This is a genomic window from Falsiroseomonas tokyonensis, from assembly GCF_019024325.1.
GTDB classification, from domain to species: domain Bacteria; phylum Pseudomonadota; class Alphaproteobacteria; order Acetobacterales; family Acetobacteraceae; genus Falsiroseomonas; species Falsiroseomonas tokyonensis.
Window position 1 is genome coordinate 406,342 of sequence record NZ_JAFNJS010000004.1, and the last position, 21,171, is coordinate 427,512.

Consider the following 21,171-nt stretch of genomic DNA (forward strand, 5'->3'; position numbering starts at 1 on the left):
GACCTCCTCGCGAAACGTGACCGAGGCCCCAGCCTGCGCCCGCGCCCCGCCTGCGGCATTGATGCATCGCAAGCGAGGCGCGCGGCCTTTCAGCCGCCGGCCATGCGCCCGCGCTCGCTGCAAGCCCAGCCATGGCTGTGCACCAGGCCGTCATCGTGATCGGCCTCCTGCCGCCGGGCCTGGCCGGGGGCCGAGGGGGGATGCGCCATGCGGCCGCGCTCGCCGCAGGCCCAGCCATGGCTGTGCACCAGGCCGTCGTCATACTGGTCGTGGCTCATCTTTCGTCTCCCTTCGGATGGGTCAGTGGGCGGGGGCGGGTTCGGCCTCGCGCGACGGCGCGGCCGGCTCCGCATGGAACTGCGCGGCCTCGGTGCTGGTGGCCAGCGCGGTGGTGCTCGCGGTGCCGCCGCTCGCGGCGGTGGCCACCGCGTCGAAATAGCCGACGCCCACTTCGCGCTGGTGGCGGATGGCGGTGAAGCCCTCGGCCTCGGCGGCAAATTCGGCCTGCTGCAATTCGGAATAGGCGCCCATGCCGCGCTCGGCATAGCCGCGCGCGAGCTGGAACATGGAGAGGTTCAGGCTGTGGAAGCCGGCCAGCGTGACGAACTGGAACTTGTAGCCCATGGCACCGAGCTCCCGCTGGAAGCGCGCCGCCGCCTCCACGCCCATCTTCCGCTGCCAGTTGAAGGAAGGGCTGCAGTTATAGGCCAGCATCTTGCCGGGGAACTCGCGATGGATCGCCTCGGCGAAGTCACGCGCATCCTGCAGGTCGGGGTCGGAGGTCTCCCACCACAGCAGGTCGGCATAGGGCGCATAGGCCAGGCTGCGCGCGATGGCGTAGCGCTTGCCCATGCCGGGGGTGATGCGGTGGAAACCTTCGGGCGTGCGGTCGCCGCTGATGAAGGGGCGGTCGCGCTCATCCACGTCACTGGTCAGCAGCTGCGCCGATTCCGCATCCGTGCGGCACAGCAGCACGGTCGGCACACCCTCCACATCCGCCGCCAGGCGCGCGGCGTTCAGCGTGCGGATATGCTGGCTGATCGGCACCAGCACCTTGCCGCCGAGATGGCCGCACTTCTTTTCCGAGGCCAGTTGGTCCTCGAAATGCACGCCGGCGGCGCCGGCCTCGATCATGGCGCGCATCAGCTCATAGGCGTTCAGCGCGCCGCCGAAGCCGGCCTCCGCATCCGCCACGATCGGCGCCATCCATTGCGTCGGATCGCCCTTGCCCTCCTGCACCGCGATCTGGTCGCAGCGGCGCAGCGCGTTGTTGATGCGGCGCACGACGTTCGGCACGGCATCCACCGGATACAGCGACTGGTCGGGATACATCTGGCCGGCGGTGTTCGCATCCGCCGCCACCTGCCAGCCGGAGAGGTAGATCGCCTTCAGCCCCGCCTTCACCTGCTGCACCGCCTGCATGCCGGTGAGCGCGCCGAGGGTGTTCACATAGGGCTCCGACTGCAGCAGCTGCCACAGCCGCCGCGCGCCGCGATCGGCCAGGGTATGCGCGACGCGGAAGCTGCCGGCGAGGCGGGCGACATCGGCGGGGGTGTAGTCGCGCCGGATGCCGTCGAAGCGGCCGGGCTGGGCCGGACCGGCACCGAGGCCGCCATCGGGGGCGAAAGCTTTGGCAGGTGAAGGACGCATGAATCGAACTCCTCAACGGGGGCCGCGATCACTGCGGCACCTGTCAATGATTCACATTGCGCCGCGAAAAATCCTCTGGAATCCTCGGACTCCCGCGGCAATCCTGTGGTGTTCTTCACAGACAGGCCGGCAAATCCGTAAAGTTTGAAAAGAATGGCCCGCCCCCTGATCGGCCGTACCGTCCGGCGCCTGCGCCAGGAACAGCGCCTGACGCAGCAGGCGCTGGCGGTGCGCCTCGGCATCTCCGCCAGCTACCTGAACCTGATCGAGCACGACCAGCGCCCGGTCACCGCCAGCCTGCTGATCAAGCTCGGCCAGGTGCTGACGGTCGACCTGGCCGCGCTGTCCGGCACCGACGAGCGCCAGGCGGAGGCCGGGCTGCGGGAGGTGCTGTCAGACCCGCTGCTGGGGCTGGAGGAGGTGCCGGAGGCGGAGATCGCGACGCTGGCCGGCAGCGCGCCGCAGGCCGCCCGCGCGATGCTCGCGCTGTACCGCGCCTGGCGTGTGGCGCGGGAGGATGCCTCCGGCATCGCCCTGCCCTCCGGCCGCCGCCTGCTGCTGCCGAATGAGGAGGCGCGCGACTTCTTCCACGACCGCGCCAACCATTTTGCCGAATTGGAGCAGGTGGCGGAGGCGATCGGCGGCGAATTGCGCGCGACACCCGCGGAGATGAACCATGCCGTGGCGGAACGGCTGCGCCGCACCCATGGCGTCACCGTCTCCGTCGGCCGGCTGGATGGCGCACTGCGGCGCTACGATCCGGCGCTGCGGCGGCTCGATCTTTCCGAATCCCTGCCGCGCGAAAGCCGCGGCTTCCAGATGGCCTTCCAGCTGATGCTGCTGGAGGCGCGGGAGGCGGTGGAGGCCGTGATCGCGCCCGCCGAACTCTCGACCGCGGAGGCCAGGGCATTGGTGCGGATCGGCCTGCTGAACTATGCAGCGGCCGCGCTGCTGATGCCCTATGGCGCCTTCCTCTCCGCCGCCAGCGCCCTGCGGCATGAGGTGGAGGCGCTGGCGGCGCGCTTCGGCGTGTCCTTCGAACAGGCGGCGCATCGGCTTTCCACGCTGCAGCGCCCAGGGGACAACGGATCCGCGCGCGGCGTGCCGTTCTTCTTCCTGCGCGTCGATCCGGCGGGGAATGTCGACAAGCGCTTTTCCGCCGCCGGCTTTCCCTTCGCCCGCTTCGGCGGGTCCTGCCCGAAATGGATCGTCCACCAGGCCTTCGCCACCCCCGCCGTCACCCGCGTGCAGGTGGCGCAACTGCCGGATGGCGCGGCCTTCCTCTGCTTCGCCCGCGCCATCGTCGCACCCACCACGCATTGGGGCGAACCGGCGCCGATGCATGTGGTGGCGATGGGCTGTGACCTCTCCCGCGCGGCGGAGGTGGTCTATGCGGATGGGCTGGACCTGCGGCGGGCGGCGGTGGGCATCGGCCTGTCCTGCCGGCTCTGCGACCGCGCCGATTGCCGCAGCCGCGCCTTCCCGCCGCTGGAGCACCGGCTGAACCTGGACCCCAATGAGGACGGCGCCAGCCCCTGGCGCTTTGACCCGGCCCGGCGCGTTTAGCCGCGCCTTAACCCCCAGCCGGTATCTCCTTCCCAAGCGCCGCCCATGACGGGCGCGCGGTGATGCATGGGGATCCATGGCGAAGGGCGGCAAGAACGGCGCGACGATCGTCATCAAGCGCATCGAGGAAGGCGGGCACGGGCACCATGGCGGCGCCTGGAAGGTGGCCTATGCCGATTTCGTCACGGCGATGATGGCCTTCTTCCTGCTGATGTGGCTGCTGAATGCGACCACGGAGGAGCAGCGCCGGGGCCTCGCCGACTATTTCGCGCCGACCAATGTGATGGGCCAGGGCCAGACCGGCACGGGCCAGCCCTTCGGCGGCCGCACGCCCAATGAATCCGCCCAGATGACCCAGAATGCCGGCGCCATCCGCCTGCAGCGCGGCCCGCTGCCGGTGCTGGAGGATGTGGAGGTGGAGGAGGACGTGCCCACCGTCGCCCGCCCCGTCCCGATGCGGGAGGGGCCGGAGGGCGAGGATGAGGAGGCCAATCCGCGCCGCACGCGCCAGGCCCGCGCCGACCTGCCGCCCGGCGACAGCGATCCGCAGGAACAGGCCCGCCAGGCGCGGCTGGAGGCGCAGCTGCAGGCCGAGGGCCAGGAGGCCGAGGCACGCGCTTTGTCCGATGCCGCGCTGCGCGCCGAGCATGAGCGCCGCGAGCGCGCCGAATTCGAGAAGGCGGCGGAGGAGATCCGCGCCGCGATCGCGATGGACCCGGCGCTGGCGGAACTCGCCAAGCAGATGCTGGTGGAACAGGTGCCGGAAGGCCTGCGCATCCAGCTGGTGGACAATGAGGGCCTGCCGATGTTCGCCCTCGGCGGCGCCGCGCCGAGCGACCGTGCGCGGCAGCTGCTGGCGCGCATCACCCAGGTGATCACCCGCCTGCCCAATCGCATCGCCATCGCGGGCCATACCGATGCCACGCCCTTCCGCGGCGGCGGCGACCGCTCCAACTGGGACCTTTCGGCGGAGCGCGCCAATGTCACGCGCCGGCTGCTGACGGAGGCCGGCCTGCCGGAGGCGCGCATCCGCAGCGTCACCGGCAATGCGGCGCGCGACCCGCTGCTGCCGGAAACACCCAATGCCGCGGCCAATCGCCGCGTCTCCATCACGCTGCTGCGCGACGACCCCCCGACCACGCCGCGCCCACCGAGGACCCCCGCCCCATGACGACGATCGGCGGCCTGGTCTTCCTGCTGGCCATGGTCTTCGGCGGCTATGTGATCGCCGGCGGCAAGTTCGGCATCATCCTGAAGTCGCTGCCCTATGAGATGATGATGATCGGCGGCGCTGCCATCGGCGCGCTCGTCATGGGCAACAGCATGCATGGCGTGAAGCACACGCTGGGCGGCTTCGGAAAGATCATCAAGGGCGAGCGCTTCCACAAGCACGAATATGTCGACCTGCTGTCGCTGCTCTACTGGCTGGTCCGCCTGGCGCAGACCAAGGGCGCCATGGCGCTGGAGGCGCATATCGAGAAGCCTTCCGAAAGCCCGGCCTTCCAGAAGTTCCCCAAGATCATGGCGGACAAGGTCGCGCTGGCGATGATCTGCGACTACCTCCGCATGGTCGGCATGAATGCCGACGACCCGCACCAGATCGAGGACATCATGTCCAAGGAGCTGAAGAAGGTGCGGGAGGAGGAGCTGCACGTCGCGCACGTCTTCCAGAACACCGCGGATGCGCTGCCCGCGCTCGGCATCGTCGCGGCCGTGCTCGGCGTCATCAAGACCATGGCGGCGATCGACAGCCCGCCCGCCGTGCTCGGCGGCATGATCGGCGGCGCGCTGGTGGGCACCTTCCTCGGCATCCTGCTGGCCTATGGCGTGATGGGCCCGATGGCGACGCGGTTGAACGGCGTGATCGAGGAGGATTGCAAGTACTACGAGGTGATCCGCGCCGTGCTGGTCGCGCATCTGCACGGCAATGCGCCGCAGGTGGCGGTGGAGGCCGGCCGCAAGACCGCGCCGACCCATTCCATGCCGAGCTTCGCCGAGCTGGAGGAGGCGCTGCAGAACCTCACCATCGGCTGACCCAGGCAGCGCCTCAGCCCCGCGGCGCCCCGTGCCGCGCCTCACCCCGGATTCGCCACCAGCTTCGCCACCCTTCGCAGCAGTTCCGCGCGCAGGAAGGGCTTGCGCAGGATCTCGATATGCGGCGGCAGGTCGCCCAGCGTCCCCAGCCCCGGATAGCCCGTCACCACCAGCACTGGCAGCTCCGGCCGCAGCTCCGTCACCTGCAGCAGAAGGTCCACGCCGGACAGGCCGGGCATGGCGTAGTCCGTCACCACGCAATCCAGCCGGGCGCCTTCGCGCACCAGGCGCAGCGCCTCGTCGCCATTGCTCGCCCGCGTCACCTGGTAGCCGGCGCCGGAGAGGAAGGCCCCCAGCGTCTGCAGCACCGCCGGCGCGTCATCCACCAGCAGCACGCGGCCGCGGCCGGACGGCTGCGCCCCGCCCTTCACCTGCGCCGGCTCCTCCGCCCGTCCCGGCGCGATGCGCGGCAGCAGCACCTCCACCCGCGTGCCATGGCCGGGGGTGGAGGCGATGCGCACATCGCCGCCCGATTGCCGCGCATAGCCCAGCACCATGGGCAGGCCGAGGCCGGATCCCTCTCCCACATTCTTCGTCGTGAAGAAGGGCTCGAAGATCTTGTCGAGGATATCCTCGCCGATCCCGGCGCCGGTATCCTCCACCGCCAGCACGGCATAGTCGCCCGGCTGCAGCGTCTCCGTCGCATCCTCCAGCGCGATGCGCGTGCCAAAGGCGCGGATCGTCAGGCTGCCGCCGCGCGGCATGGCGTCCCGCGCATTGATCGCCAGGTTCAGGATGCAGGCCTCGAGCTGCGCCGGGTCGGCGAAGGCATGCAGCCCGCCGGCCTCCTCCGCCGCGAGGATGCGGATATTGGGGCCCAGCGTGCGTTCCAGCATCGCCACCGTCTTGCGCAGCAGGGCGGCGATCTCGATGTGACTCGGCCGCAGCACCTGCTTGCGGGAGAAGGCGAGCAGGTGATGCGTCAGCCGCGCCCCGCGCAGCGCGGCGTCGATCGAGCCGGAGACCAGCTCGTCCGCGACCGGGTCGTCGCTGACGCGGTCCTGCAGCAGTTCCAGGCTGCCCATCATGGATTGCAGCAGGTTGTTGAAGTCGTGCGCGACGCCGGCGGTCAGCCGGCCAACCGCCTCCATCTTCTGCGCCTGGCGCAGCAGCGCCTCCAGCTGCACGCGGGCCGAGAGGTCGAGGATGGCGGACAGCACCATCGGCCCGTCCTCGGTCTCGATCGGGTTCAGGCCGATCTCCACCGGGAATTCGCTGCCATCCTTGCGCAGGCCGTGCAGGTCCCGCCCCGCCCCCATCGGCCGCGACTTCGGCTTGGCCAGGAAGGCCTGGCGCAGCTTCGGGTGCTGCGCCCGGAAGGCGGCCGGCACCAGCATGTCCACCGGCTGGCCCAGCATTTCCTCCCGCCGATAGCCGAAGACCCGCTCCGCCTGGGCATTCACCATCTCGATCTGGCCGGCGGCATTGACCATGACCATGGCATTCGGCGCGGCCTCTACCACCTGGCGGAAGCGCTCCTCCCCGGCGCCGCGGCTGGCGCGGCGCAGCAAATCCAGCTCGGCCAGGCGGCGCGCGACCTCCGCCTGCGCCGCCTGCAACTCCTGCCGCAGCTGCTCGCGCTCCGTCAGGTCCTGCAGCAGCAGCAGGAAGCCGGGGCCGGCCGCGCCCTCCGGCACCGCGGTCAGCACGCTGGCGGCGAGGAAGCAGCTGCCGTCGTGGCGCCGGCGGGGCGCCTGCACCGCGCAGCAGCCCTCGCGGCGGGCCGCCTCCAGCTCCTGCCCCGGCAGGTCCTCGGCCAGCGCCTCGGGCGGGTAGAGCAGCTGGATGTGGCGGCCGAGCACCGCCTCCGGCGCATGGCCCAGCATGCGGGCCGCATTGGCGCACCAGTGCCGGATCCTGCCCTCGGGCGAAAGCGGGATGATGGCGCAATCCGCCGGCGCCCCTTTCCCCTCCGCAGCCCCGCGGGTGCCACCTTCCGGCGCATCCCCCCAAGGTCCGGCACCGGGGTCCGGCCGCGGACGCGGCAGCGAATCTGGCGAAGCCATGTCCCGAAGACCTCCCCTTGGTCCAGGTTTTTGGTCTCAAGTCGCAACGAAACCGGGCGCGGGGGGATGCTATCAGCCCTCCTGGAGTGGAAGGGCTAACATATTCTCAGCTGGCGTCGAGAACCCGCCCGGTCGCGGCCTCCACCAGCAGCTGGCGCTGCCGCGCGCGGCGCCGCAGGGTCAGGCGCAGCCGGCCGGCATCCTCGCCCTCCCCGCGCTCCACCACCGAATAGACATGCCCCGCCCGCAGATCGGCCAGGAAGGCGTCCAGCGCCACGCCCAGCAGCGCCGCCGCCTGCGGCGCGGTCAGCGCCACGTCGCCGGCGGCGTCGATCTCCACCTGCCGCGGCAGGTCCTCGGGCCAGGGGTCCATCGCAGCCTCCTTGTCGATTCAGCCCGGGGCAGATGCAGCCCGGGTGGGACGGTTGACCGAAGGGCGCGGGGACGGCATCGGGGGGCATGACCCAGACCCCCACCGCCCCGCCCGCCACGCCCGACCTCGACCTCGATCCGGAGGGCGCAGCCTATCACAGGCTGCTCGGCCTCACCCTGGTGCACTGGGAGGAAGGGCTGGCGCGGCTGGCCTGCCAGGCCGGCGATGCGCATCGCAACCGCTCCGGCATCATCCATGGCGGGCTGATCCTGTCGATGATCGACCAGGCGGCCGGCTATGCCGGGCTGTGGTGCAGCGTGCCGGGGAATGTCCGCAAGGCGGTGACGCTGGACCTCGATTGCCGCTTCACCGGCCAGGTGCGCGGCGGCCGTCTGGTCGCGGAGGGCAAGGTCGCGCAGCGCGGCCGCAACATCTTCTTCTGCCGGACGGAGGTCTTCGACGAGGCCGGGCAGATGGTGGCCTTCGGCGCCTCCACCCATCGCTGGCGCGCGGGCAGCGAGACGCATGAGGGTCAGCCGGCCTCCGCCAGGGACTGAGCGCCGGAGACGGCGCGGCGCGCGCGCAGCAGCGTATCCCATTCGCCGCGCGCCCCGGGCCAGCCCGCGGCTTCCAGCGGCGGCACCGGCAGCAGGCCCACCAGCTCCGCCAGCACCGCGCCGCGCCCGGCCGGCTGCGCCGCGTCCCAGAGCGCGGTGACCCGCGGCCAGCCATCCAGCAGCCAATCGGCGCGCGAGGCCAGGTCCGCCAGCATCGGCAGCACGTCCACGCGGCGCAGCTCGCCGGTCGCCAGCCGCCCGGGCAGGTCCTCCACCGCCTGCCACAGCATCCGCAGGCAGGCCTCGGCCACCGGCAGCGTCATCCGCGCGGCGCCGAGGGTGATGGCCGCGGCGCGGCGTTCCGCCAGGCTCGGCGCCAGCTGCGCGAAGGCGGCCAGGCTGCGGCCCAGCGCATCCAGCGCGACCAGGACCCGCGGGATGGTCGCGCCCTGCTGCGGTCTCAGGGCCGGTCCCATGCCGGTCTGGGCCAGGATCGCGACCATGGGCACGAGCAGCTCCGCCGCCTCCGGCTCCAGCGCCTCGAAATGCGCGGACAGCGCCTCCCGCACCGCCTCGCGCACCTGGTCCTGCTGGCGCAGCGCGGCGAAGGCGGCGGCCTGGGCGCTGCGCCCGGCATAGCCGAGGCGCGCCACCTCCCGCGCCGTGGCGCGCATCAGGGCCGGCGTCGGCCGGCCCTGCGCCGCCACCCGGTCCCAGAGCTGCCGGTCATGCAGGGTGGGGGCGCAGAGGCGCAGGCAGTCCTCCCAGCGCAGCACCCGCATCCCGCGCCCGTCGCGCGCCGGCAGCAGCAGCTCCGCCTGGCCGCCGGCGCCGCGGCGCAGGCGGGCACCGCGCAGCTGCGGCGCGGTGAAGGGCACGGCGCAGCCGCGCTCGGCGAAGCTCGCCGGGCGTTCCGCCAGGGCAGCCTCGGCATCCTCGGGAAGATCGGCGAATGTTTGGGGCATCCAGGCGGCCAGCTTGCCCGCCGGGGCTGAACAAAGTCTTCCTCCCGCGGCGAATTCGTCACGGGGCCGCGCCGAAATCTCAGTTGCCGCGCTGGCCCTGGCGCAGCCGCAGCCGCGGTTCCTCGGACATGTCGAGCCCACGCTCGTGCCAGGCATAATGCGACATCAGCACCAGCTTGGCGGCGTAGTAGTCGGTTGCATCGGCGACGCGGGGCAGCGACTCGTGCCGCCCCCAGCCGACCTGCGCCGCCAGGGTCAGCTGTGCCACGGCGCGGATGCCGGCGGTGGCGGCATAGGGGGCGGTGGCGCCGGTGGTCAGGTCCACCCAGGCGGGCATGCTGCGCCAGCGCGGATCGCCCCAGAATTCGGCGCAGGCGCGCAGCACCGGCTCTTGCAGATGGCCGCCCCAGATCAGGTGCAGCGGCACCCGGACCGCATCCCAGGAAAAGCGCGGCGGCCAGGGCGAAGCGGGCACCGGGCTGCGCGCGTCCATCGGCACGCGCAGCCAATCGGGCGGCAGGCCCCAGCGGCCGAAGCGCGCCTCCCGCGCCAATTGCAGGCCACCCTCCCGCAGCGCCTGCCAGGCCGGATCGGGGAAGGCCTCGCCGATCATCCGCAGCGCGCCATAGACCCAGTAGGACAGGTTCACCACCAGATGGTCCGCATGCACGAAGCCATGTGCCCCCGGCAGCAGCAGGCGGTGGCCCTGCCCCCCGGGGCCTGGTACAGAGACGTAGCACGTCCCGCGTGATGGTTTGGGCCAGCGCCCGGTGCGCCGGGTCGCCCCAGCGTTGATGCGCCAGCAGCAGGCCCCAGGCGATCAGCAGGTCGCCATCCGTCGCATTGTTCGGGTCGTCGACGGGAATCGCGGCGCCGGGCGTGTAGCGCCAGGCATGCAGCGCATCCCCGGGCCGGCGCAGCGTGCCGCGGGTCCAGGCCAGGATGCGGTCGAAGCTGGCGCGGTCCTCGTGCCGCACCGCGAAGATCAGCCCGGTGCCCTGGCCCTCGCTGTGGGAGATGCCGCGGTTGCCGGAATCGAGGATCCGGCCGCTCGGATCCAGCCAGCGGCTGCGGAAGCTGGCCCAGTCGGCCTGGTCGCGTTCCGCCATCTGCCGCGCCAGGCTGGCACCGGCCTGCCCGGCCGTGGGTGTGGCGCCCGGCAGGTCGCGCAGGTCCGTCAGGCCGCGGGCGGATGGCAGACCCCGCGGCGCGGCCTGCGCCACGACCGCGCCAGCGAGGGCGAAGGCGAAGGCGGCACGGCCCAGGCCGCGCCGCCCGAGGCAGGGGGAAGCGACAGTGCGGGCCGTGAAGTCGGGACGGACCATCGCGAAACCCCGGCAGCAGGACAGAGGCCGCCACCCTGGCGCGAATGACCACCCCTCTCAAGGAACCCCCGCGGGCGGCGTACAATTCCTGACACAACCGAGAAGCGCCCTCCTGCCGGGCGCGCAGAAGGCGCACTGAGGCCGGCGCCAGGGCGAAGCAGGTCCGCGACGCCTTCCCATTTTTGAACGATTCCGCAATGATATGAACTGGATCATCCTGCGGCGCGATCACCGCGCCGGGCCCTCCGATGACCCACTGCGAAACACGCCGCCCGCCTTGTCCTGCCCTGCCCCGCCTTCGCGCATCCGGGCTTCGACCGCGCCTGTCGCCCCGCCGCCGGCCCGGGCTGACGATGCTGCTTTGCGCCGGCCTGGCCGGGCCACTTCCTGCCCAGCTGGAATGCGCGGAGCTGCCGCTGCCGCCGCAGGCGGTGGGCCAGGTGCTCGAGGCCCATCCGGAGCTGCAACGGCTGCCCAGCCTGCCCCTGGCCGGCGGCCTGACCCTGCATCTGCTGGTGCCGGACGGCGATGACTGCAGCCCGCAGGCGGCCTGGCTGCTCTGCCCCGGCCTGCGCCTGGCCGGCGAGGGTGATGGCGCCGAGGCGCCGCTGCGCGCCGCCTGGCTCACCCTGATGCCGCCGGCCCCCCTGCCGCTCGCCCCGCTGCGCGCGGAGGCCATCGCCCGGCACGGCGCGCCGGAGCGCGAGGCCGCCGAGCGCGACATGATGCGCGGCTTTGACATGCCGCAGCACCGCATGCTGTGGCGACTGGCCGACCAGGCGCCGGCGCTGCGGCTGGAGGCGGTCTTCGTGCTGGAGGATGCGCCCGACGATCCCGCGGCGCCGCGCGTGCTGCGGATCGGCTGGTCCGCGACGCCCGATCCTTCGCCGCCGGAGCACCAGCCCCGCAGCGAGTGACCGCGCCTCAGCGATCCAGCTGGGGCCGCAGCTGCGCGTAGATCGCCTCCACCTGCGCCCGCTTCGCATGTGCGGTGCCGGATTGCGCCACGGTGGCGCCGCCGGCGGCGCTGCCCCAGGCGAAGGCCTCCTCCGGCGCCGCGCCGCGCGCCAGCGCGAGGGTCATGGCGGCCACGAAGCTGTCGCCGGCGCCGGAGGCACCGCGCACCGGCACATCGGGCGCCGGCAGCCGCCAGACGCGCTCCGCCGAGGCCAGCACCGCGCCGCGATGGCCGAGGGTGACCGCCACCAGCCGTGCGGCGCCGCTGCGCGCGAAGGCCAGCGCCGCCGCCTCCTGCTCCGGCCCCTCGGGCAGCTTGCGGCCGAGCAGCGCCTCGAATTCGCCGAGGCTGGGCTTGATCAGCTCCAGCCCGCCGCCGGCGATGGCGGCGCGCATAGGGGCGCCGGAACTGTCCACCACCACGCGCTGCCCGCGCGCCCTTGCCGCGGCTGCGGCGCGCGCGAAAAAATCCTCCGGCATGCCGCGTGGCAGGCTGCCGCTGAGCACCAGCCAGCCGCTGGGCGTGCCCAGTTCCTCCAGCGTGGCGAGCGTGGCATGCCATTCGGCCTCCGCCACCACGGGGCCTTCCGGCACGAAGCGGTATTCCAGCCCGCTCGACAGGTCCTGCACGATCTGGCTGATGCGGGTGCGGCCGGCGATCGGCACGCTGCGGCGGGGAACGCCCTCGCCGTCGATCAGCTCCTCGATGAAGCGGCCGGTCACGCCGCCGACCAGCACCACCGCCAGCGTTTCCCCGCCCAGTTCCCGCACGACGCGGGAGACGTTCACGCCACCGCCGCCAGGGTCGAATCGTTCGTTCCGCGTGCGGATCTTGCGCACCGGGCGCACCGCCTCGGCCTCGCAGCCCAGGTCGACGGAGGGATTGGCGGTCAGCGTGACGATCAGGGATTCGGTTGCCATGCCGGCAGACTGCCAGACCGGCACGGCCCGGGCGAGTGACAGGGTTGCGCGCCGCCGCGCCGACCGCGACCTTGGCGGTTCCTTGGGGAGTGCCGCGCATGCAGGTCGTCGTCTTCAGTGCGAAACCCTATGACCGGCAATTCCTCGACGCCGCCAATGAAGCGGCCGGCAGCCCGCACCGCCTGCGCTACCTGGAGGCGCGGCTGACGCCGGAGACGGCGGCGCTGGCGCAGGGGGCGGAGGCGGTCTGCGCCTTCGTCAACGACCAGGCCAATGCGGCGGTGCTGGAGGATCTCGCGCAGCGCGGCATCCGGCTGCTGGCGCTGCGTTCGGCCGGCTTCAACAATGTGGACCTTGCCGCGGCGCAGCGCCTGGGCATCACGGTGGCGCGGGTGCCGGCCTATTCGCCGGAATCGGTGGCGGAGCACACGGTGGCGATGATGCTGGCGCTGAACCGCCGCATCCACCGCGCCTATAACCGCGTGCGGGAGGGCAATTTCGCGCTGGACGGGCTGCTGGGCTTCGACATGCATGGCCGCACGGCCGGCATCGTCGGCACCGGGCGCATCGGCCTCGCCGTCGCACGCATCCTCTCGGGTTTTGGCTGCCGGCTGCTGGCCTACGACCCCTATCCCTCCGAGGAAGGCCGGGCGCTGGGGCTGGATTTCGTGACGGTCGAGGCGCTGCTGGCGCGGTCCGACATCGTGACGCTGCACTGCCCGCTGACGCCCGCCACGCACCACCTGATCGACGCCGCCGCGATCGCACGCATGCGGCCGGGTGCGATGCTGATCAACACCAGCCGCGGCGCCATCGTCGATACGCGGGCCGCCATCGCCGGGCTGAAATCCGGCGCCATCGGGCTGCTCGGCCTCGATGTCTATGAGGAGGAGGGCGATCTCTTCTTCGAGGATCTGTCGAGCCACATGCTGCAGGACGATGTCTTCGCGCGCCTGCTGACCTTCCCCAATGTGCTGATCACCGCGCACCAGGCCTTCTTCACGACGGAGGCGCTGACGGCGATCGGCGAGACCACCATCGGCAATATCACCGCCTTTGCCGAGACGGGGCGCGCGCTGCACGCGGTGTCCATCGAAAAGCTGGCCTGAATGGCCGGCGCGCGCGGGCGCGCCGGCCGCTTCACCCCTCGTTCACGAAGCCGCTGCTAGCCTCCGGGCCTGGCGCCCAGGAGGGGTGCCGGCGGCCGGGCGCGAACCCGGACCGGACAGGATGCCCGGCCTTGCCACTTCGCCCCCGGCGCCACGCCTCCCGGGGCGCAGCGGCCGCCTGCCGCGCCGCCAGGGACGCCAGACGAGCCTCGACCATGCACCCTGCCAATGTTGCTCGCGAGCTGGATGAGGCGGTGGGACCTGTGACCGGGACGACGGAGCGCGTCGCCGTGCGTCGGCTGCGGCTGCTCGGCATCCTCGCGGCCGATGAGGCCGAGGCGCTGGCGGCGGCGATGGGCGAGGATGTGGTGGTGCTGCGCACGGGTGCCGTCGCGGCGCTGGCGCAGCCGCGCGACCCGCCGCTGCGGCGCCTGTTTCTCCGCCGCGACCGCGCCGCGCTGCTGCGCCGGATGCAGCTGGTGCAGGCGCGGCTGGAACAGGCCTGCCAGACGGGCGCCTTCCTGGCCTGCGACCCCGATTCCGCCACCATCCCGGAAGCCGCGCTGGAAGACCTGATCGAGAAGAATGCCAACGCGCTGGCCACCGCGCTGGCCCGCTTCGGCCGCCGCCACCAATGGGATGTGGTGCTGCGCTGGGAAGCCGATGCGCTGCTGCGCGCCGCGCCGGAATGGCCGGCCGAGGGCGCGGCGCGCGCCGCCGCCATGCGCGAGGCCCTGGCGCAGGAGCAGGAATTCAGGCGGGAGGCGCTGCGCCAGGCGCTGCTGCCCCGCATCATCGCCATCGCCGAGCCGCCGCCCGCCACGGCCGAGGGCGAGGCGGGGCTGACCGTCATCATCCAGGCCGGCGCCGAGGCCCTGCTGCGGGAGGCGCTGCACCGCCTGCCGCCGGCGGCGGCGCACGCGGCCCATTGCACATGGCACGGCCCGCTGCCCGCTTTGTCCCCCGCGCCGCTGCGCCTGGTGCCGGAGGGGCCGGAGGGCGCCTGGGCGCTGCGCCTGCTGCCGGAGCCGGTGCCGCCGGCGGCGCTGAACCGCCTGTGGCACGGCCTGGCCGAGGCGCTGCAGACACAGGGCGCCGGCGCGGCGCCCGACCCCATGGCCGAGACCCAGACAGCCGAGGTGGCTTGAGATGAACGACGCGATGGCTGCCGCCGCCGGCGCCCCGGAAAGGCCCGAGACCAGGCGGCTCGACCTGCGCTGGCTGGGCGCGGAGGGCGCGATCGCCCTGCTGCTCGCCGGTGGCGCCGCGGCGCTCGCCGGGGCGATGCTGGACGGCACATGGCAGGCGCCCTGGGCCGCACCCGCCGCCGCCGGGCTCGGCCTGGCCGCCGCGGCGGCTGCCCTGGCGGGGCTCTGGCGCCGCGGTCCAGCCGGCCCCGCCATGCCGCCGGCCGAGGCCGCAACGACGGAAAGCATCGCCACGCTGCTGCGGGCCCTCTCCGAGGAGATGCTGCGCCTGAAGCAGGACGGCGCCGAGGTCAGCCGCGCCCTGGGCGAGGCCGGCCAGGCCGGCAGCCGCATGGCGGAAGCCGCCGCCACCGCCACGGCGCGGCTGGAGGACAGCGCCGAAAGCAGCGCCATCGCCGCCCGCGCGCTGGCCCTGCTGCCGGGGCTGGCGGATACGCAGGCACAGCGGATCGAGCAGATGGCGGCCCGCGCCGAACAGGCGCTCGGCCTGCTGCCGCAGGGCCTCGGCGCACGGCTGGACAGCCTGCCGCGGGAGGTGGGGGCGGCGCTGGCCGGCCCGCTGGACGCCTCGATCACCGCCGCCGAGGCGCGGCTGGCCGCTAGGCTGGAGACGATCCAACCCCCGCCGGCGCGGGCGGAGGATGAGGTGATGGCCGCCCGCCTGTCCGTGGTGGCGCAGCGGCTGGAGCGTGCCGGTGGCGCCATCCTCGGCCTGGGCGAGATCCTGCCGCAGCGCCTGGAACGCGCGGCCAGCGCCATGGGCCACCAGCTGGAAGCGGCGATGCCGCCCCTGCTGGCGCGGCTGGAGGCGCTGCCCGGCCCGATCGAGGAAGCCGGCCAGATGCTGCGCCAGGAGATCGCGGGACTGGCCGGGACCCTGTGCCAGGGCCTCGCCGCCCAAAGCGAGGAAGGCGCCACGGCGCTGCGCGAGGCCGGCGAAAGGCTGGCCGCGCTGCCGGATGCGCTGGCGGCGGAGGTGACGCGCCTCGGCACGCTGGGCCCGGCCATGGCGCAGGAGGTTGCGGCCCTCGCCGCCGAGGCGCGCGAGGCGACCACGGCGCTGCGGGCCGAGGTCACGGGCCTCGAGGCGCTCGGCCCGAAGCTGGCCGGGGAGGCGCAGGCGGCGCTTGCGGCGCTGCAGGAGGAGGCCGCCGGCCTGGCCCCCATCGCCCCGCGCCTGGCAGCCGAGGTGGAAGCGATGACGGCGCGCGGCGCCGAGGCCGCGGCGGCGCTGCGCGCGGAACTGGCGCAGCTCACCACCTTCGCGCCGCAGCTGGCGGCGGAGGCCGCGGCCATGGCGGCGCAGGCGGCGGAGACGCATGAGCGCCTGCAGGAGGAGATCACCGGCCTTCGCGCCGTCGCGCCCAGCCTGGCGGCGGAGGCCGCCACGCTCTCCACGCAGGTGACCGAGGCGACGGAGGCGCTGCGCGCGGAGGCGGCGCGGCTGGAGGCGGCGCTGCCGGGGCTCGGCGCGCAGCTCGGCGAGATGGCGGTGCGCATCGACGATGCGACGGAGGCGCTGCGCCAGGAAGCCGCGGGCCTCGGCCTGGTCGTGCCGGCGCTGGAATCCCAGGCGGGGCTGGCGGCGGCGGGCATCCACGCAGCGACGGAAACGCTGCGGCGCGAAATGGCGCGGCTGGAAAGCCTGGGTCCGGCGGCGGAGGCGCATCTGGCGGCGATCGGCGCGGCGCAGCCGGTGATGGAGGTGGCGGCCCAGCGCATGGCGGCCTCGGTGGGCGCCATGGATGCCGCGAGCCACCGGCTGCGTCCGGCAGCGCAGGCGCTGGGCGACCTGGCCGCGCTGCTGCCCGGCAGCTGCGCAGCGCTGGAACGCGCCGGCGAGGCCCCGACCCGTGCGGCGGCGGAGCTGTCCGCGGCGGCGGAGGCGCTGCGGGAGACGGCGCGGGAGGTGACGGAACGGCTGGCGGCGCTGCCTGCCCCACCCGCGGCCGAACCCGGCATCGCCGCCACGCTGCGCCGGCTGGATGCCATCGGGCAGGAGGCGGAGGCACTGCTGCAGGGCGCCGATGCGATCGTGCTGGATGCGGACCGCGCGGCGCTGTCGGACCGGCTGGCGCAGCAGGCGCCCCAGCTTCTGGCGCGGCTGGGGCAGACCATCGCCAGCCTGCAGGGCGTGGCGACGGCCCTGGTCGCGGCCACCGCGGAGGAGGCCGCGCCGGATGCCGCGGCGGAAGCGCCTCCGGAGGAGATTCCGGATGCGCGGCCGCAGCTGCTGGACGCTACAGGATGAAGTCGCTGGCCTGCAGCATCGGCTGACCCGCCAGGCGCACCACCATCTCCGCCGCGCCGCCATCGCCGGCATCGAGCTGGATGGCCGTGCCGTTCAGCCCATACTGGATGCGGATGGAGGCCTCGCCCTCGCCGAGGAAGGCCTCCGTGCCGACGAAGGCGAAGGCCTGGTCGCCATCGACCGTCAGATCCGCATCGATGGCGGCGAAGCTGATCCGGTCGCCGGTCGCGAAGTCGAGGATGCGGTCCGCCGCCTCGCGCGGGCTTTCGGCGAAGGCGTTGAAGACGAAGAGATCGTCGCCCGCACCGCCGAACAGCACATCCGCGCCCAGCCCGCCTTCCAGCGTGTCGTTTCCCACATTGCCATAGAGGCGATCGTCGCCCTCCCCGCCCTGGACGATGTCGTCGCCGTCCTGGCCCTGCAGCGTGTCATTGCCGAGGCCGCCCAGAACGGTGTCCTGCCCGGCGCCGCCGACGGCACGGTCGTTGCCAGCCGCACCATCCAGCAGATCGTTGCCGTCGCCGCCCAGCAGGCGGTCGTCATCGCCGCCGGCCAGCAGCGTGTCGTTGCCGGTGCCGCCCACCAGGCGGTCCAGCCCGTCGCCGCCGAAGATCAGGTCGTCGCCCTGTTCGCCGAAGACGGTGTCGTTGCCGGCATCGGCGAAGATGGCGTCGTCGCCCGCGGTGCCGAACAGACGCTCCGCCGCCGCGTCGCCCTGGACCACATCGCCCTGGAAGACCGCATCCGTGTCGCGCGCATTCAGGTTCTGGATGCGCATATCCTCGGAGGCGGGGGTATCCGCCTCGGCATAGGCGGTCTCCGGCGTGCCGTGGAATTCCTGCAGGTAGGATTCCAGCGCCTGCTGCTCGCCCAGCGCATTGGCGGGGACGTTGGCGGCGGCGGTGAAGTCCAGCGACGGGTCGATCGGCGCGCTCAGCGTGCCATCGGCCAGCAGGTAGCGGAAGTTGGTGCCGTTCGCCTTGGCCGGGTAGCCGTCGCCGCCATTGGCGGTGAAGTTCAGCGCCACCACGCTGATCAGGTCCGGCGCCTCCTCCAGGATCTCGCCATTCTCCACCACCCGGGCGATGACGCGGCCGTCATTGTCGATCAGCGCCACGCTCAGCACCTTGCTGCCCGCGGCATTGTCCGGGTCGTAGGAGAAGCGCACGCCACCGAGCTGCACGAAGCCGCCATTGCCCGGCGCGATGCCGGCGGCGAACTCCAGGATGTTCAGCAGGCCCTGCGGCGTGGTGTCGAAGACCATCAGCTTGTTGTCGAAGCGCAGCGCATTCTCGATGTCGAGCTCGGAGATGCCGCCCTCCGGCTTGCCGGCCTCGGGGTTCGCCAGCGGCGGTTCCTTGTCGCCGCTCACCACGTCGATGGCACCGATCTGGGCGCGGATGCCGCCGCCATTTTTCAAGGAGACCATGAAGGGCTGGTCGTCCAGCGCATCCACCGCCGCTTCGCGGTTCGCATCGGCCGTCAGGTTGCCGAGGTTGGTTTCCTGGCTGCGGACCTGGGCGCGCTCGCCTTCCAGATAGACATCCGTGAAGCCGAAGACATTGCCGTCCTTTTCCAGGATCACCGCCTGAACCGCATCGGTGACCTCCGCCACCTCGGCGCCCTTGGTGCCTTCGGCAAACGCGGTGGTGTCGAGGTCCTCGACCTCCACGCCCCAGGCCTCGGCCACATTCTCCTCGGTCGAGGCGATGGCGCCGTTGATCGTGCTGTCGAGGTTCTCCAGGATGATGCGGCCCTCGGCGTCGAAATCGACGACCAGGCGGCCGAGATAGGTGAACTCGTTGTCCGTGTTCACGATCAGCGTGGTGCCGCCATCGGCGCCGGTTGCGACCAGCGGGTAGGTATCGGCGAAGTCCGCCGCATGGCCGGGGAATTCCACCGCCTCGTCATTCTCATCGCCGAGGCGCGTGTTGGAGCCGGCGGCAAGGATGATGTCGACGCCGTTCAGCAGGGTGGCCAGCTCCTTCTCGAAGCGGATTTCCTGCAGGTGGGACATCAGAATGATCTTGTTGACGCCCTGGGCGATCAGGTCGTCGATCACCGGCTGCAGCTGGGCCGCCAGCAGCGCCATGTCGTTGGTCTCGCTGCCGTCGCCCGCGAAGCCCTCCACCTCGACGCCGCCGGTGGAGGAGAGGCGCTCCAGGATCTGGGTGGTGACGCCGACCAGGCCGATCTTCTCGCCGCCCTTGTCGACCACGGCGGAGGGCACGATGCGGCCGGCCAGCGTCGAAGCATCCTCCAGCCCGCCGACGCCCACCGTTTCCGTGTAGCGGCCGGACAGCGCCGGGTCGCCGGAGAAGTCCAGATTGGCAGTCAGGTAGGGGAAGGCGGCGTCGTTCACCGCATCGCCGAAGGCATTGGTGCCGAGGTCGAATTCATGGTTGCCGACGGTGGAGGCCTCGACGCCGATGCGGTTGTGGATCTCGATATCCGCGGCGCCGGGGTTGTTGCCGCGGCCATGGGTGGCGGCGACGGAGGCATCGGTGCCGGCGGCCAGGAAGGGGCCGGGGATGTAGTTGTCGCCGCCGGCCAGGATCAGCGTGTTCTCATAGGTGCCGTCGAAGGCATCGACCAGGGCTGCCAGGTTCTTCGCCGTGCTGCCGGCCAGCAGCCCGGCCTCGGCATCGGAGAAGTGCAGCAGCTGCAGGGTGAAGGCCGGCGTCTGCGTCGTGGTGAAGACAGAGAGCGTGCTGCTCACCTCGTTGCTGACCACCAAAAGCGCCTTGCCGGTCGGCGAATCCTCGGCCGAGATCGCCAACACGCCCTCCGGGCTCACCGCGCCGTCCATTTGCGCCGCGCCGACATAGGTCACGGCCTCCGGGTTCGTCACGTCGAAGCTCAGCGTGATGTTGGAGCGTTCCAGCGCCACGAAGGCATAGGTGCTGCCCCCGATGGTTGCGATCTCGATCCCCTCCGGCTCCGGCCCCTTGTTGTCGCTGCGGCTGTCATCGACGAGCTCGGGGAAAAACTCGGCCACGATCCGCTCGATCGCGTCGCCGCTGTCGAAGACGATTTGGCCCTGGGCGTCCAGGATGGAGAAGGAGCGGCCGCCATACATCAGGATCTGATCAATATCGCCATCGCCGTCCGTGTCGCCGCGCAGGCCCGGGGCGTTGGAGACGGTGAGGCGGCCGAGATTGTCGTTGTCCTTCAGCGTCTCGGCATCCGGGAAGACGGTGGCGTCCAGCTCGTAGTCGTCATTGCCGAGGCGGATGGTCTCGCCATCGGGCAGGAAGTCGTCGCGGTCGTCGCCCTCATTGGCGATGACATAGTAGGTCTGGTCGCCCGACTGGTAGCTGTCGATCGCATCCGGCATGGTGAGGCCGAAGACCGGCGCATTCACCAGGTTGGCGGGCAGCGGGTCGTTGCCCGGCCCGTCGCGGTCCGAATAATCGGCCAGCAGGTCCGAGAAATCCTTGGTGCCCAGGGCCACGATATCCGTGAAGGTGGCGGTGCCGATATCCAGCAGGGCGACCGCATTGGCCTCCTGCAGCGTCACCATCGCCGTCTGCCCATCGGCGGAGATCGCCACATATTCCGGCTCGACATCCTGGGAGACGCTGCGGCCGGCGAAGATGCGTACGCCCTCGGCGCGCAGCGCGTCCTCCTGCCCGTCGAAGGCGTCGAAGGTGGCGGTGGTCACGGTCGCGTTGGCGGCACCAGCACCCAGGTCGATGATGCTGACGCTGCCATCGCCATCGGTGCCGTCCTCGTTCAGCTCGCCCTCATTCGCCACCAGGATGCGGTTACCGTCCGGGGTGAAGGTCAGGCTGTCGGGCAGCGCGCCCACCTCCACCGCATTCAGCAGCGCGCCATCGGCGGCGTTCAGCAGCACCACCTGGCCGGGCTGCGCCTTGTCCGCATTCGGCAGGGCGACGGCCACCACGCCATTGGCCACCGCCACGCTGGTGATATCGGTGGTGGCGAAGCCGAGGTCGGTGAAGTCGATCGTCGTCAGCAGGACGGGTTCGGCGGGGTTGGAGAGGTCCACCACCTGCAGCCCGGCGCTGGAGGTCACGAAAAGCCGGTTGCTGCCCGGGTCGAAGGCCGAAATCTCGGCGCCGACCAGGGCCAGGCTGCCGGACTCGACGATGGTCAGGGCATTGGTGGGGGTGGTGCTCAGGCTCATGGCGATACTCCGTGGCGGCGCCATCCGCCCTCACCGGGG

Annotated in this window: 16 protein-coding genes and 1 pseudogene; 8 read left to right on the plus strand and 9 right to left on the minus strand. The window is 72.2% G+C overall.

Translation table 11 applies throughout. From position 1 onward, the window contains the following. Positions 1-89: 89 nt before the first annotated feature. Positions 90-278: a hypothetical protein gene (locus J3S20_RS15615; RefSeq protein ID WP_216837415.1), complete on the minus strand. Its 189-nt coding sequence runs from the start codon at positions 276-278 to the stop codon at positions 90-92. 22 nt (positions 279-300) lie between these two features. Next, a complete protein-coding gene (gene aceA, locus J3S20_RS15620) occupies positions 301-1,650 on the minus strand; it encodes an isocitrate lyase (RefSeq protein WP_216837416.1) in 1,350 nt (449 codons plus the stop codon). 153 nt (positions 1,651-1,803) lie between these two features. Here aceA and J3S20_RS15625 point away from each other — a divergent pair, with 153 nt between their 5' ends. From J3S20_RS15625 to motA, 3 genes are all read left to right on the plus strand, one after another. Beyond that, positions 1,804-3,216, plus strand: a complete 1,413-nt coding sequence (locus J3S20_RS15625) for a helix-turn-helix domain-containing protein (RefSeq protein ID WP_216837417.1) — start codon at positions 1,804-1,806, stop codon at positions 3,214-3,216. A 76-nt stretch (positions 3,217-3,292) separates the two neighbouring features. Then, positions 3,293-4,387, plus strand: a complete 1,095-nt coding sequence (locus J3S20_RS15630) for a flagellar motor protein MotB (RefSeq protein WP_246602851.1) — start codon at positions 3,293-3,295, stop codon at positions 4,385-4,387. Beyond that, the gene (motA, locus tag J3S20_RS15635; RefSeq protein ID WP_216837418.1) at positions 4,384-5,250 is read left to right on the plus strand and encodes a flagellar motor stator protein MotA; all 867 of its coding nucleotides are present in this window, start codon (positions 4,384-4,386) and stop codon (positions 5,248-5,250) included. The genes J3S20_RS15630 and motA overlap by 4 nt, the downstream gene beginning before the upstream one ends. Before the next feature lie 41 nt (positions 5,251-5,291). Here the strand turns inward: motA and J3S20_RS15640 are convergent, their stop codons facing one another. Further along, positions 5,292-7,316, minus strand: coding sequence for a hybrid sensor histidine kinase/response regulator (locus J3S20_RS15640; protein ID WP_216837419.1), 2,025 nt, complete (start codon positions 7,314-7,316; stop codon positions 5,292-5,294). Between the two features lie 106 nt (positions 7,317-7,422). After that, positions 7,423-7,689, minus strand: coding sequence for a DUF6522 family protein (locus J3S20_RS15645; RefSeq protein ID WP_216837420.1), 267 nt, complete (start codon positions 7,687-7,689; stop codon positions 7,423-7,425). An 86-nt stretch (positions 7,690-7,775) separates the two neighbouring features. Between J3S20_RS15645 and J3S20_RS15650 the strand changes: the two genes are divergently transcribed. Next, positions 7,776-8,246, plus strand: a complete 471-nt coding sequence (locus tag J3S20_RS15650) for a PaaI family thioesterase (RefSeq protein WP_216837421.1) — start codon at positions 7,776-7,778, stop codon at positions 8,244-8,246. Here the strand turns inward: J3S20_RS15650 and J3S20_RS15655 are convergent. The 3 genes and pseudogenes from J3S20_RS15655 to J3S20_RS31245 all read right to left on the minus strand — a co-directional run. After that, a complete protein-coding gene (locus J3S20_RS15655) occupies positions 8,222-9,211 on the minus strand; it encodes a hypothetical protein (RefSeq protein WP_216837422.1) in 990 nt (329 codons plus the stop codon). The genes J3S20_RS15650 and J3S20_RS15655 overlap by 25 nt on opposite strands. 79 nt (positions 9,212-9,290) lie before the next feature. Further along, positions 9,291-9,881 carry a glycosyl hydrolase family 8 gene (locus J3S20_RS30855; protein WP_216837423.1) on the minus strand — a complete coding sequence of 197 codons (591 nt, stop codon included), beginning with the start codon at positions 9,879-9,881 and terminating at the stop codon, positions 9,291-9,293. Between the two features lie 142 nt (positions 9,882-10,023). Continuing rightward, positions 10,024-10,536, minus strand: a pseudogene (locus J3S20_RS31245) (glycosyl hydrolase family 8); the annotation flags it as partial. A 353-nt stretch (positions 10,537-10,889) separates the two neighbouring features. On the opposite strand from J3S20_RS31245, the gene J3S20_RS15670 reads away from it, so the two are divergent. Then, on the plus strand, positions 10,890-11,453 hold the full coding sequence (locus J3S20_RS15670) for a hypothetical protein (RefSeq protein WP_216837424.1): 564 nt from the start codon (positions 10,890-10,892) through the stop codon (positions 11,451-11,453). Positions 11,454-11,460: 7 nt separating this feature from the next. Here J3S20_RS15670 and J3S20_RS15675 read toward each other — a convergent pair whose 3' ends face one another. Then, positions 11,461-12,414 (minus strand): 1-phosphofructokinase family hexose kinase, encoded by a 954-nt coding sequence (locus J3S20_RS15675; protein WP_216837425.1) that lies wholly within the window; start codon positions 12,412-12,414, stop codon positions 11,461-11,463. Positions 12,415-12,512: 98 nt separating this feature from the next. Here J3S20_RS15675 and J3S20_RS15680 point away from each other — a divergent pair, with 98 nt between their 5' ends. The 3 genes from J3S20_RS15680 (at position 12,513) to J3S20_RS30865 (ending at position 16,982) form a co-directional block, all read left to right on the plus strand. Then, positions 12,513-13,523 carry a 2-hydroxyacid dehydrogenase gene (locus tag J3S20_RS15680; protein WP_216837426.1) on the plus strand — a complete coding sequence of 337 codons (1,011 nt, stop codon included), beginning with the start codon at positions 12,513-12,515 and terminating at the stop codon, positions 13,521-13,523. Between the two features lie 263 nt (positions 13,524-13,786). Further along, complete coding sequence (locus J3S20_RS15685; RefSeq protein WP_216837427.1) at positions 13,787-14,671, plus strand: hypothetical protein; 885 nt, start codon at positions 13,787-13,789, stop codon at positions 14,669-14,671. Between the two features lies 1 nt (position 14,672). Beyond that, positions 14,673-16,982: a hypothetical protein gene (locus J3S20_RS30865; RefSeq protein WP_216837428.1), complete on the plus strand. Its 2,310-nt coding sequence runs from the start codon at positions 14,673-14,675 to the stop codon at positions 16,980-16,982. Here the strand turns inward: J3S20_RS30865 and J3S20_RS15695 are convergent. Then, positions 16,972-21,132 carry a choice-of-anchor I family protein gene (locus J3S20_RS15695; protein ID WP_216837429.1) on the minus strand — a complete coding sequence of 1,387 codons (4,161 nt, stop codon included), beginning with the start codon at positions 21,130-21,132 and terminating at the stop codon, positions 16,972-16,974. The two genes, J3S20_RS30865 and J3S20_RS15695, sit on opposite strands and share 11 nt — an antisense overlap. Positions 21,133-21,171: the final 39 nt, after the last annotated feature.

Bases quoted from the DNA above. Each gene is read 5' to 3' on its own strand.
- J3S20_RS15615 (WP_216837415.1), bottom strand. From the start codon at position 278: ATGAGCCACGACCAGTATGACGACGGCCTGGTGCACAGCCATGGCTGG.
- aceA (WP_216837416.1), bottom strand. From the start codon at position 1,650: ATGCGTCCTTCACCTGCCAAAGCTTTCGCCCCCGATGGCGGCCTCGGT.
- J3S20_RS15625 (WP_216837417.1), top strand. From the start codon at position 1,804: ATGGCCCGCCCCCTGATCGGCCGTACCGTCCGGCGCCTGCGCCAGGAA.
- J3S20_RS15630 (WP_246602851.1), top strand. From the start codon at position 3,293: ATGGCGAAGGGCGGCAAGAACGGCGCGACGATCGTCATCAAGCGCATC.
- motA (WP_216837418.1), top strand. From the start codon at position 4,384: ATGACGACGATCGGCGGCCTGGTCTTCCTGCTGGCCATGGTCTTCGGC.
- J3S20_RS15640 (WP_216837419.1), bottom strand. From the start codon at position 7,316: ATGGCTTCGCCAGATTCGCTGCCGCGTCCGCGGCCGGACCCCGGTGCC.
- J3S20_RS15645 (WP_216837420.1), bottom strand. From the start codon at position 7,689: ATGGACCCCTGGCCCGAGGACCTGCCGCGGCAGGTGGAGATCGACGCC.
- J3S20_RS15650 (WP_216837421.1), top strand. From the start codon at position 7,776: ATGACCCAGACCCCCACCGCCCCGCCCGCCACGCCCGACCTCGACCTC.
- J3S20_RS15655 (WP_216837422.1), bottom strand. From the start codon at position 9,211: ATGCCCCAAACATTCGCCGATCTTCCCGAGGATGCCGAGGCTGCCCTG.
- J3S20_RS15670 (WP_216837424.1), top strand. From the start codon at position 10,890: ATGCTGCTTTGCGCCGGCCTGGCCGGGCCACTTCCTGCCCAGCTGGAA.
- J3S20_RS15675 (WP_216837425.1), bottom strand. From the start codon at position 12,414: ATGGCAACCGAATCCCTGATCGTCACGCTGACCGCCAATCCCTCCGTC.
- J3S20_RS15680 (WP_216837426.1), top strand. From the start codon at position 12,513: ATGCAGGTCGTCGTCTTCAGTGCGAAACCCTATGACCGGCAATTCCTC.
- J3S20_RS30865 (WP_216837428.1), top strand. From the start codon at position 14,673: ATGAACGACGCGATGGCTGCCGCCGCCGGCGCCCCGGAAAGGCCCGAG.
- J3S20_RS15695 (WP_216837429.1), bottom strand. From the start codon at position 21,132: ATGAGCCTGAGCACCACCCCCACCAATGCCCTGACCATCGTCGAGTCC.